This window comes from Pseudomonas sp. MWU12-3088 (assembly GCF_023242405.1).
GTDB lineage: Bacteria > Pseudomonadota > Gammaproteobacteria > Pseudomonadales > Pseudomonadaceae > Aquipseudomonas > Aquipseudomonas kribbensis.
Window position 1 is genome coordinate 967,947 of the sequence record NZ_JALJEA010000001.1, and the last position, 12,291, is coordinate 980,237.

The 12,291-nt window shown below is 58.8% G+C and carries 5 protein-coding genes; all 5 read right to left on the minus strand.

Annotated features, from left to right (window positions below):
* Positions 1–4 precede the first annotated feature (4 nt).
* The 5 genes from M5B98_RS04340 to M5B98_RS04360 all read right to left on the minus strand — a co-directional run bounded on the left by M5B98_RS04340 (position 5) and on the right by M5B98_RS04360 (position 12,281).
* Positions 5–265 (minus strand): ParB/RepB/Spo0J family partition protein, encoded by a 261-nt coding sequence (locus M5B98_RS04340; RefSeq protein WP_318654171.1) that lies wholly within the window; start codon positions 263–265, stop codon positions 5–7.
* Between the two features lie 62 nt (positions 266–327).
* Complete coding sequence (locus tag M5B98_RS04345) at positions 328–777, minus strand: hypothetical protein (RefSeq protein ID WP_248741944.1); 450 nt, start codon at positions 775–777, stop codon at positions 328–330.
* Positions 774–9,863, minus strand: coding sequence for a DUF637 domain-containing protein (locus tag M5B98_RS04350; RefSeq protein WP_248741945.1), 9,090 nt, complete (start codon positions 9,861–9,863; stop codon positions 774–776). Before M5B98_RS04350 ends, M5B98_RS04345 begins: the two co-directional genes overlap by 4 nt.
* A gap of 24 nt (positions 9,864–9,887) precedes the next feature.
* Positions 9,888–11,594, minus strand: a complete 1,707-nt coding sequence (locus tag M5B98_RS04355; protein ID WP_248741946.1) for a ShlB/FhaC/HecB family hemolysin secretion/activation protein — start codon at positions 11,592–11,594, stop codon at positions 9,888–9,890.
* Between the two features lie 237 nt (positions 11,595–11,831).
* Positions 11,832–12,281 carry a winged helix-turn-helix transcriptional regulator gene (locus tag M5B98_RS04360; RefSeq protein WP_085711606.1) on the minus strand — a complete coding sequence of 150 codons (450 nt, stop codon included), beginning with the start codon at positions 12,279–12,281 and terminating at the stop codon, positions 11,832–11,834.
* Positions 12,282–12,291 lie beyond the last annotated feature (10 nt).

Consider the following 12,291-nt stretch of genomic DNA (forward strand, 5'->3'; position numbering starts at 1 on the left):
CGCATCACTTCCAAACCTCTACTGGGACTTTATCTAAACCTGCTTTTTTTGTTGCTTCAGTTCTATGATGTCCATCCTGTATCTCAAGTCGCCCTGTATTAGGGTTTTTCCATGCGTCAACTGGGTAGTTTGGATCGAATCCATTTTTCTCCATATCTTTCGCGAGGCGTTTAATCTGTGACCCCGACATTTCTGACTTAATTTGGGTAGGAATAAGATTTCGAGGATCCTCATATATAAGGTAATGGAAGGAAAGGGGACAGATTTATTAAATAAAATAAACCTGCCCCCCCATTTTTTCTAACGAACCTACATATACTTCACACTCTACTGCTTTGGATCCCATTGAGATCGCATTTGTAACAAGCCCGTTTTCAGCTCACCAGAGTCATAAATCTCTTTAAATAATCCCCGTGCAACTGATACGTCTGAGCATACGGTGCGCAAATCCAGTGCATCATCACCAAAATATTCAACCCCCCTAAACGGCGAGTCACCTAACTCCCACCACTCCATCAGCTCGAGTTTGGGATCGTCGGACCTTGTTGAAGCAACCATTCTATATTTGCCAGATAATGATTTCATACATAGTTCTTTAACAAACGAAGAACCTATTACTCTAAGATCAACAAACCCATCATTTTGAAACGCATTTTCAATAGCGTCAGAAACCGTGGACCACACTGGGCTCTCCGTAGTCTGAGCAGGAGGACTCATTGAGCCATCCAATGCGCACAATATCAGAGTAAAACTTTTCATACTTTCGCGCTCTTTCATTCTTTCCACCCTTCCCCACGCACCCATTCATATACATGACCACGAACGGTATCGACTACTTTAAGATTATTTAATCCAGCTCGATCAGCCGCAGCTGTTAAATTGGCTTTGCAGAAAGAACAAACTTCTTCACCTCTCACAACGATCGTCATTCCTTGTCCACGTGTAAGACCTGCATCGAAAGCTTGTTGTATTAGTCCAATCTCCGCATGAGCGTTTGCCATTGTAGAATTCGGTTTACCTGGAGCTATCAGATCGGCAATCAACGTTAGCTTCTTCGGATCGGCCGTTATCAGTGGCCTAGCGGTTTGATTAGTGTCCATTAATACCCTCCCCCCAATGTCACTTTCAGCTGTCACAGTAACTGGTGCTTTCGCGCCTGGAAGTACTGTACCGATCCGTGAATCTACTGCTTGCGCCACAAATAGGTCTTTTTTTAATCCTTCTTTGGCTAATGGTGAAAAGGCCGGAATTTCTGTAGTTCCGCCCTTTGTATTAGCAATTCGCCGCTCAGCCTCCGCCAACTCAGCCAGATTACCCCCCACCTTCGGCTTCAGTCCATTTCCCGTCTGAAAAAAGAGCTGGCCATCTGGCGCCAATAGCTCGAAATTCCCTGTTCTGGTATTGAGTACTCGACGATAACCATCAAACAGTTCATCGGTTTGGTTGACCATCGCCCCTGCGGAGCTGTCTTCGTGATACCACGCTGGAAGATTCGTCTTGTCCGAGTTTGCGGCGCCCTTCGCGCCATCCGTAACAAGCGCCGCCTCCTTGTTAGCCCCCGAAACCAGTACCGAGGACCCCGTTCTCTCAAGGTACTTCCCGGCCCCCTTCAGCAACGCAATTTCCAGCGCTGCTTTCGCGGCCTCAGTCCCGTAATCGCGAAGCGGGTTCACATCACCGGGATATGTATCGCTGCTGAAGGACGCACTTACTCTGTCGCCCTGCGTGTATTCGTAAGGTGCAAACAGTCGGCCAGTGGCTTCCCAGCCATCCCTGAAGGAAACGGCCCCCCCCAATGCGGACATTGCTGGCAGCGTGCAACCAACCACACTCACACACGCCGGGCTTAAGGCTACTGCGCCCCCGTAACCGGTTACTGCACCCACAGCGCCAAAGATCGCTTGTCGCGCAGCAATTGAGCGCTGAGCGCTTTCTTCATTACGCCCGAGTGCATCATTGGCCTGGTCCCACTTTGAGTACTCGTCAAACGCCCCTGATGCGAACAGAGCGTCTTGCGCCCCCTTGAAGCCTTTGCCTGCAGCTTCGAGATCCTTGAACTCCTGATATTTCGGATCACCCGTTGGTATTGACTCACTGCAATGAACCAACGCACATGCAGCCGCTTTGAGCTCATATGCTTTATCCGGCGACTCCTTCTGCAGTTTCTCGAGTGCCACAGCCTCTTTCAGATGGAGCTGCCGGTTGTACTGGTCTGCCATCAAGGCAACCCACGACGCCTTTTCAACATCCCCACCGGCCAGTCCTGAAGCCGTCAGACCGACGATCTGCGAGAACGCCTGGCGCAACTGGGGTTGATCGTCGAACGCCGAGTTGAGCGCGCCCGCCATCGCCTGGCTCGCACCTGCGGCAACTGCGCCGGTCTTGAAGTCGCCCCCAGTGGCACTGGAGACGGCGCCGCCAAACAACGCATGCATGGCGGTGCGAGCAATACCACCCTCTTTCCACATCGCCATGCCGACCGAGTCGCCCGCTTGTTTGGCGTCTTGCCAATGACTCTGGGCATAGCCCCCAACAAAATTGAAAGCGGTGGCTGCGGCCACATTGCCTGCTTGAGAGACCAGACCTTGTGTCAAGTTCTCACCCAGACTGCCCCCTCCAATGGCAGTCTTTATCGCTCCTCCCGCCAACCCCTGAGCACCCGCATGAACGGCGAAACCGCCAAAGCCCTCAAGCGTATTGAGATCGAAACCCTTTGTGATGTTATTGAATGGCGTAGTGTGGCCACCTAACTGCGGATCGATCACCCCCTTCGTAAAGCCCGCAGTAGCAGCACCGATCGCATAATTTTTAAGGTTGTCTTTCGAGGTGACATCCTTGAGGACTGCGCCCAGATTCCCCTTGTTGTTGATCGTACTGACCGCTGCGGTGCTGGCCATGGCCGTCACTACGCTCGTCACCATCACGTTACCCAGTCCCGCCGCAGTGGCAGCGGTGGCCGCTGTCGTCGCTGTTGCCGCGGTGGCTGCCGACGCGGCGGCCATGGTCCCGCCAGCAGTGGCCCCCATTGCCGTACTGGCCGAAGCCACCGCCGCACTCGCGGCGCCTGCCGTCAGGACGGTGACAATGATGATAATGACAAGCACCGCCGCCTGACCCAGGCTCGAGTTGTTGTACTTGAACGACTCGTGAGTCTCCTTGATCAGGCGCCAGTCCACATCACCCCGCTGCTCGGCGTCCTTGAGCCAGGCCAATTGCGGATCGGCCTGCACCATCGCGTCGATGGTCTGACTCACGGTTTTCTGATCGATCTGATTGATATCGATCTTCAACCCTTCGACGGCCTTGAGCACGATGTTGCCTTTGGCGATCATCTGGGTCTGACGCAAGGTTTCGTCGGTGTTGCCCCGACCTTTCATCGTGTTCCAGGCAAGGCTGTTGCTGGTCTTGGTATGGCTTTCATCGTGAAGGTCTTTAACCCCTTCAAAAACAATCGCCCCACCGCTGTCCAGCGTGATGTTCTTGCCACTTTCAAGCTTCGCCACCTGGTAGCGCTGGTCACCCTCGCTGACCAGCGTGAGATTGCCGCCGGTCTTGATCTCGGTGCCGACGTGGGTGATCTGGGTGACTTCGTCGCGCTGCAGTTTCAGGTTGCCGAAACCGCCCTTCTCCTTCATGTCGTAGAGGGTGTAGTCCTTGTTCTGCGCGGCCAGCAGGTTCAAGTCGTTGCCGGCGTAGACGTAGGCTTCATTGCCCGCACTGATCTTGCTCGCCACCAGCGTCGTGTCGCGACCGGAGTTGGTCTTGACGTCGCCACCGGCGATGAACTCGGCGGCTTTCTGGACGGTGTGGTTGTCTTCTTCGTGGACGCGTTTCTTGCCGTCCTTGCTATGGGTTTCGACGTTGTGTTCGTCACCCGCCGAGGACAGGTAGATGTCGCGCTTGGCGTCGGCGGTCAGGTTGCCCTTGGCCTCGGCGGTGCTGGCCACGACGTTGAGATCCCGGCCAGCATCGAGCTTCAGGTTGCCGCCGCTTTTCACACTGGAACCGAGGTTTTCCACGGTGGTGGTGATAACCGAGCGATGGCCGCCCTCGAACGATTCGTGCAGTTCGCTTTCGTTGCGCGTCGCCAACAGGTTGATGTCGCGTGTGGCGCTCAGGGTGGCGTCGCCGCCGCTGCTGATGGACGAGGAGTTGACGAGATCGTTGCCCGACTTGATGGTCAGCGTGTCGCGAGCGCTGATGTTGCCGCCGTCGTCCACCAGGGTGCGCATGCCGTGACCGTCGCGTACGGCGACGGCGGTGCGATCGTTGACGATGTCGCCCTTGAGGCTGGTGAGGCTGACCTGATTGCCGCGAATTTCACCGGCCAGCGCGTTGCGGATGCTGTCGGTGGCCATGAGCGTGATGCGCTCGTTGGCTTCGACCAGGCCGCCCTGGTAGAGGCTGCCTTTGACGTCGACGGACAGATCCTTGGTCGCCTGCAACGTGCCGACGTTGACCAGATCATTGCCCGCGATCAGTTCCAGGTCGCGCCCTTGAATCAGACTGCCGCCACGCACGTTGCGTGACTCGGCTTGGGCCAGATAGAGCACCGGCACCAGCACTTTCTGGCCGTCGACGATGCGCTCTTCCATCCACACGATGTCGTGGGTCAGTGCCGCCACTTGCTCGGACGTCAGGCTCACGCCCACGGACAGGTTCAGCTCGTTCTTGCTTGCGAGTGCGTTATCCATCAGATAACGGAACTGTTCGTAGTCGTTGTTCAGGCCACCGGCGAGGAAGCGCTGGCCGGTCTGGGCCATCACTGCGTCGCTGATCAGTCGCGTCTCGTAGCGGCCATCGCCGAGGCGGCGAGCCGTTTCATCGGCGCTGAAACTGAGTTTGCCCAGCAGGTAATCGGAACTCATGAACGGCGCGGACTGGGTCAGCTCCGGGTTGGTTTCGATCAGGTAATGGCTCTGCGGATTCGAGCTCTGCACGAACATGCCGTAAGGGCCTTTCGGCAGACGGAACGTCGAGGAGGCCGTCGGATCGACCGCGGCAAACGGCACGCCCTTGAAATCGACCGGAACGAAGCTGATCTGCTTCACGCCATCGGCATCGATGCGTTCGATTCGGGTGACTTCTTTCGGCGCCTGGGCGCTGGCGTCGGTGCTGTGTTTGCCCAGGTTGATGGTGACGCCGCCGACGGCGGTTGTCTGATCGCTGGACAGCTTGCCGGTCAGCTGGTCGTAAGTGTTGTCGTAGAGGGTGCCGTTCTGGATGCTGTGAGCGACGTCCAGTTTGACCTTGCCTCCGGCCTGGAGCACCGACGAATAGACTTTTTCGGGGGTATCGCCCGTCGTGGTGACATCACTTGTCTGCAAAAATCGCTCATCACTCGAACGACTGACCAACTCGTTGAAACGTTCCTCATCAAAGTGACCCGCCGCAGTCGCTGCGTTGAACGCCGGGATATCGGTGAACTCCATCTTGTCCCAGAGGCTGTTGTCGATGTGCCCCGGTGTACCGATCTTCACTATCCGTTGGCCCGAGCGCGACATTGCGCCCTGGTTCAGCAGGCTGTCGGCCGTCACGGTCAGATCGCCGTTCGCCGCCAGCAGGCTGTAGCGGTTTTCGACGTTATTGGCATGAAGAGTGAGGTTCTTGCCGGCGACAAACCGCGCCGCCCGCGAGTCTTTCAGGACTTTGTCACTGAACTCGGTGGTAATCGTGATGTAGCCACGCTTCCAGCCATCACCGCCGCCGCAATGCTGGGCGCAGACCCAGCTCAGGCTGCCGGACGATGGTCCCGAAGCGATTTCGAATTCGGCCTTGGCGTTTTCAAACGAAACGGCGTTGATGTCGATATCACCTTCGCCTTCGAGGGTGCCCGACAGGTTACTGAACGACGCCGCCCGACCTCCGCCCACCGCGTCGAAAGTGAGTTTGCCGCGGCTGTAAATATCGCCATAGAAGTTGCTCAGGCTGTTGCCGTGCAACTCCATGGTGCCGCCGCTGAACAACAGCGTGTCGGGGCCGTTGCTGATGCCATTGGTGGCGTTGAACAGCAGATTGCCTTGAGCGCCTAACGTGCCTTTGTTGTCGATCCGTGCAGCGGAGACCGTGAGGTTCTGATTGGCAATCAGTCGACCGAGGTTGTCGAGAGTGCCGCGCAGGGTCAGCTCGGTGTCACCACCGCTGACCAAGCGACCGTCCTGCTGAATCAGGTCATTGGCGCCGATAACGAGTTTCTGTTTGGCGGACACGCGTCCGCTGTTGATCAGGTTGCCGCCGAGGTTCAGCGTCAGGTCGCCGTCAGTGGCCAGTTCACCGGCGTTGTTCAGACTGGCGACGTTGAGCTTGAGCGACGAAGCACTGGCGATGCGATCCCCGACATTGAGGTTCAAATCCTGCGCGCTGGTATAGGTCAGGCCACCGTTCAGTTGCCAGGTGCCCACGCCATTGACCGACGCGACATCCCAGACGCCGTTGCCCAGACCGGTGACGCTACCTTGAGAGCCAGTCAGGTTGGTCAGGTCCAGATCGAACAGCCCTTTTGCGGCGTGACGAACGCTGCCGCTGAGGTTGTTGAGCTGGGCACCGCCAAGCTCCAGATCCTGACTGCCGATCTCGATGACGCCGTTCTGGTTGTTCAGATTGCCGTTCAGTTTGATTTTGCTGGAGGCGCCACCCAGTGCGCGAATCTGCCCGCCGGCGCTGTTGTTCAATTGGCCGCTGATGAGTTTCAGATCGGTTGCCGATTCGATCAGGCCGCCCTGATTGAGCACCTGGCTGACCGCTTCGAATGCCAGTCGATTGCCGCTGATCTCTCCGCCCACGTTATCCAGACTGGAGCCATCAAAAATGACCTGATCTTTGCCGAAGAGCTTGCCGGCATGGTTGGTCAGGCGTGTCACCGTCAGTTTCAGGTCGCCGAGCAGACTTGAGATCAATCCGGCCTTGCCATCGACTGCGCTGTTGTCGAGATCGGCGCTGGTGATGTTCAGGGTGTCGGCCTGTAGCGTACCGCCCTGGTTCTGCAGGCTGCCGGTGCCCAGCGCCAGTTCTGCGTGGCTGCCATTGGCGAGGATCGCACCCTGCTGGTTCAGCAGGGTGTTGCCGACGATTTTCAGGCCATCGCTGCCGGCAATGATCTGGCCCGCATTGCGGTTGTCGATGGACGTACTGGCGATGTCCAGACGTTTGCCGCGCAATGTGCCGCCGCGGTTGTCGAGTTCGACCAGTTGCTCGAGCAGCAAATGTTGCTCACCGGCGTCCACTACACCCGTGACGTTTCTGAACACGCCGGCGATGTTCAGCGCAATGTCACCGCCCGTGCCGACGATGCCGCCCTTGTCGCTGTTATTCAGCTGTGTTGCCGTGACTTCGATGGTTTTGCCGAGCAGGACACCGGCGCTGTTGTCGACCGTGTCGCTTTCGATGTAGAGGTCGGCGTCGCTCTGGATCCGGCCCTTTTGATTGAGCAGTTGCGACTGGCCGGCAACAGCATGTTTGAGAATCAACCGGGCACCGTCGACACCCGCCGCCAACAGACCGCCCTCGCCGTTATCCAGGCTGGCGGCTTGCAGGTTGAGGCGATCGCCAATCACTCGCCCGCCACGGTTGTCGATATGGCCATCGCGAGCGACCACCAGCAATTGTTGCGCGGCTACCACGCCCTTGCGGTTGTCGATACTGCCGGCCTGTACGTCAACGTCACCCTTGCTGGCTTGCAGTCGGCCCAAGGCATTGTTCAGGTGCTTGTTGACCACCAGCGTGAGCTGGCCGGTTTCGGCGCTGATTGCGCCTTTGTCGTTGCTGGTGAGATTGTCCAGCGTTGCATCGACGACACCGCCGAGCAGCTGGCCATTGGTGTTATCCAGATCGCGGGCGGTCAGGTTCAGGGTCGTGTTGCCCTGAATCAGGCCCTGGGTGTTGTCCAGGTCCTCGCTAGCCAGCAGGCTGTCATCGGATGAAATCGTGCCCTGGGTATTGTCGAGTTTGCCGCGACTGGTGACCTCGAGGGTTTTGCCGGTCAGGCTGGCATTACGGTTGTCGATGCTCTGGGCCGCGACGCTCAATCGATCGGAGGCCTGAACCTTGCCATCGTGGTTCGCGAGGTCCTGATCCAGCGTCAGGTCAGCCTTGCCGTTTTCGGCACTGATGACTCCCTTGCCGCTGTTATCCAGCCGGGTGCCGGTGATCCGGATCGAATCGGCCGCCAATGTGCCGCCCTGATTGAGCAACTCGGTACCCGACACAACGAGGTCGGTCTTTGCCTGGATCTTGCCTTTGCCATTGTTCAGACGTTCATGGGCGACGACCTTGGTTTCGCCCTGGCTGGCAGCAATCAGGCCGCCAGCGTTGTCGAGTTGTCGGGTATCGAGATCCAGTCGTCCGGCGATGATTTTGCCGTCGTCGTTTTGCAACGTCCGTGCATTGAGCTTCAAACGGCCGCCGGCGATTTCGATTCGGCCCTTGCGGTTGTCCAGACTGTCGACGGAGAGCGTTGCCGCCTGGCCGTCGGCGAAGCGGATCAAACCACTGAGGTTGACGATTGCCGGGACGTTGAAGGCCAGACTGGTCTCGCCGTAAATCCGTGCGTCAGCCCCTTGGTTGACCAGCCGAGTGGCGCCCAGCGCAACGGTTTTGGCCTGGACGATACCGTTCTGGTTGTCGAGCAAACCTGCGGCACTGGCGTTCAGGGAGCGACTGGCCAACAGGCTGCCACGGTTGCTCACCGCGCCGCTGTTGATGGCAACGTCGCCATTGCCGTTACGGCTGTTGTTCGCGTTCACCCCGGCTTCGATCACGCCGGCGTTGGTCAGCGTACCGCCGCTGGTGAGGCGCACGGCGTCGCGCGCTGCGAGGCTTTGCTGGTTCACCAGATCCTGCGCGGTCTGCACCGCGAGTTGCGTACCGGCGTAAACCGCCTGTTGGGCTTCAAGACTGTTGGCCTTGATGTCGATCGCATTGCTGGCCGTGGCCTTGGCCATCGTCAGTTGGCCATTGGCGTCGATCTGGATATCCCCGGCGCTGGCCGCCAGTTCGCCCGCCAGTTTCACGCCGACACCCGCCTCGGTGCCCACCAGCTTGATCGCCCCGGCGTACATCCCGCCGAGTGCCGAGGAGTCGATCGCCAGTTGCGGTTTGGTGCTGCCGTCGTCGGCCCGCGCAGTGGCGTTGAGCGTTTCGGCATTTACATCGTTGCGACCGGTGGTGATGTTCAGGCGCTTGGCGTGGATCTGCGCGTTGATTTGCGCACTGCGGGTGATGATTTCAAAGCTGTCGACAGCGCTGGCGTCCAGACCTTTGCCGTCGATGGAAACGCTGCCCTGATCGACCTGAAAGCGATCCAGACGCCCCGCGCCATCCAGGATCGGTTTACCGGTGGTCAGGGTTACGCGTGGCGTATTGATGAAGCCGCACCCGTTACAGCTGATGCCATACGGGTTGGCGACGATCACGCGCGCCGACTGCCCTGCCACTTCGGTGTAACCGCGCAACTGGCTCGGGCTGCCGCCGTTGACTTCGTTGAGGATGGTTTGCGCCGCAGCCCCACGCAGATTCGGGTTGCCGAGAATGATCCCGCCCATCTGCGTCAGTTGAGTGCGACTGGTCGCGTTGTTGAGGATGACGCCTTGAGCGTCCACGTTGTAATCGTGGAACTGGTTGTGCGACAGCCCCGCGCCGTTGGGCGTGGCGATGTTGATGATCGGCACGCCGTTGCCGGCCCGGTCGAGCGTGGTGCCGGGGGCACTGACCACGATTCCGTCTGCTTGCGCCCACATTGGCTGCCAGAACATGACGTTGGCCAGCAGGAACGCCAGGCCGCGTTTGGGCATGCCCCAGAAGTGATCGCGTTTTTTCAGGGCAGCAGAAGGCTGCCTGGCCAGAAAGGCCAGGTGGCGAATGTTCATATCAGAAACTCGGAGCAGGCGGAATTAGAGGAAGAAATCCATGCGGAAATAGATCGGCGCTTCACGCTCGGTCAGCGCGTCGGGTCGTTCCAGGGAGTGGGCGAAGGTCACGGTTGCCGCAACGTGCTCGCCACGAGCAAACAACTCCAGCGAGTTGCTCGACATGCGTCCGTGCTGGTCACCGTTGTATCGATCATTGCGAATCACGCCCTGGTCGTAGCCCAGGCTGGTGCCGTATTCGGCGAACACCGGACGCAGCCATTCGGCGGTCACCGGGCGTGCCCAGCGCAGGTCGTTGCGCCAGTAGCCGCCGCTGTCGCCGGACAGCGATTGGTCCTTGTAGCCACGGACCGATGACAACCCGCCAAGGCTGGTGCGCTGCGGGCTGAACAGCACGTCTTCACTGCGCTGGCCGGTCATCAGGCTGCTGAAGGTGAGCGATTCCCCCCACAGCTTGAACGGCTGCAGATAACTCAGGGTCGCGGTGTATTTGCGGTAGCGCGCGTCCGGCTCGCCGGGGCCCGGATCGTGGCTGCCCTGGGCATCGAACGCGCCGATGCCCTGCTGCATGCCGGCATCGAAGTTGACGAAGGCACTGCCGACACGGCGTCCGTGGTTGAAGCCGAACTGCGCTTCGCTGATGCGGTTGCTGCTCAGGCGCAGTTTGCTGTCTTCAATGAAGTTGTTGCTGCGCAGGTACGACAGACCAGTGCTCAGGGAGGTCTTGCTGACGGCGTCGCGGTGGATCACACGCTCGGCGCGAAACTGGTGGTTTTCGCTGTCGCCGGTCTGCTTGAAGTTGTAGCCGTTGGCGGCGATCTGCGAGCGGTATTCGCTCTGGCTGTAGGTGTAGCTGAAGTTCCACCAGCCCCACGGCAGGTTGTAATTGAGCATGGCGTTGTTGGAAGTGTGCTGATGGTCTGTCATCGCATCGTGACCGCCGCGCAGGCTCAACTGATCGGCCAGGCCCAGCGGGCTGTCCCAGTCAAACGTGGTGCCCCACTGCTGCTCGCCGGTGCTGCGCTGGCCGTCGTTGCTGCGCGACAACCCGACACGCCAGGGCTTTTGCGGGGTGTTGTTGACCAGTACATCACTGCCACCGACGTTCTTGCCCGGCGAAAGCTCCATCTTGGCCTGATTGGATGGCAGGCGGTTGAGCTGATCGACCATCTGCTCGATCTCGCGCAGGTTGACCAGTTCGCCGGCCTTGCCGGGAAACGCCATCGACAGCTCACGCTCGGAAAGTTTGCTGTTGTCGGCGCCTTTCAGGCTTTCGAGCTTGCCCTCGACCACCAGCACTTTCAGGTGCCCGGCAGACAGATCCTGTTGCGGCAGGTAAGCGCGACTGGTCACCAGCCCCTTCTCGATGTAGTGGTCGGTGATGACTTTGAGCAGTTCATTGAGCTGAGGTACGCCAAGGCACTGGCCGATGTAGGGCTTGAGCAGGCGCGTCTTGTCGCTCTCTGAGAGGCTGTCGGCGCCTTTGAGTTCGATGTCCTTGATCGGGAAGCAACGGGTGTCGACTGGCGCCGTCGGTTGAACCGGCTTGGCTTCCTTGCCGGGCAGATCCTTGAGTTCTTCGAGACGCCGCTGCTGCTCTTCGAGCAGGCGATTCTGGCGGTCGCGGATCAGGTCGGTATCACCCGGGGTGGGTGCAGCGAATACAGCATCAAGCGGAGAAAGGCACAGCAAAGCCAGGCACAACCTCGCCACGAGGGCGGGTGAGGACATGTTCGATCCCTCGAGACGGAAACTGATATCAGAATAATGGCGCGATGGTAATGTGCCACTATTCCGGCGTCAATTTATGAATACACCGTCATAGTGTTACCGACCAACGGCATCGGTGAAATCGTCCGACTCCGACAGAGATGCAGGATGTTTCTCAGATCACTTGAAGAAAACCGGCCACAGCATCAGAGAACGTTCCGAGAAGCGAAACATCCGACAGATCCGGCTCACTTCACCTCAATGCTCAACGGCCCGTTTCGTCGCCACATCCTCCGGCGCAAGTACCCGGCCATCGGCTGACAGCAACTCCAGCTTCCTGATCGGCTTCCCCTTCTGCGCGTCGACCATCACCGATCCCGACTCACCGGGCTCGAACATGAACTCCCCGCCCCACTGCGACAGCGCGACGATCACGGTTTGCAGCGCCCGCCCCTTTTCCGTCAGTACGTACTCCTTGTAAGCACTGCCATCGGAAGCCGGCACCAGGCGCAGGATGTCGCGCTCCACCAGGCCTTTGAGGCGAACGCTCAAGATGTTCTTGGCGATTTCCAGACTTCTCTCGAAGTCGCCGAAACGGCGGATGCCTTCCAGCGCATCACGGACGATCAGCAACGACCACCAGTCGCCGATCAGGTCCAGCGTCCGGGCGACCGGGCAGGCATTGCCGGCAAGGCTTTTGCGCTTCATTTCGAATATC

Excerpts from the sequence above, each read along its gene's own strand:
- M5B98_RS04345 (WP_248741944.1), bottom strand. The coding sequence starts at position 777 with ATGAAAGAGCGCGAAAGTATGAAAAGTTTTACTCTGATATTGTGCGCA.
- M5B98_RS04350 (WP_248741945.1), bottom strand. The coding sequence starts at position 9,863 with ATGAACATTCGCCACCTGGCCTTTCTGGCCAGGCAGCCTTCTGCTGCC.
- M5B98_RS04360 (WP_085711606.1), bottom strand. The coding sequence starts at position 12,281 with ATGAAGCGCAAAAGCCTTGCCGGCAATGCCTGCCCGGTCGCCCGGACG.
- M5B98_RS04355 (WP_248741946.1), bottom strand. The coding sequence starts at position 11,594 with ATGTCCTCACCCGCCCTCGTGGCGAGGTTGTGCCTGGCTTTGCTGTGC.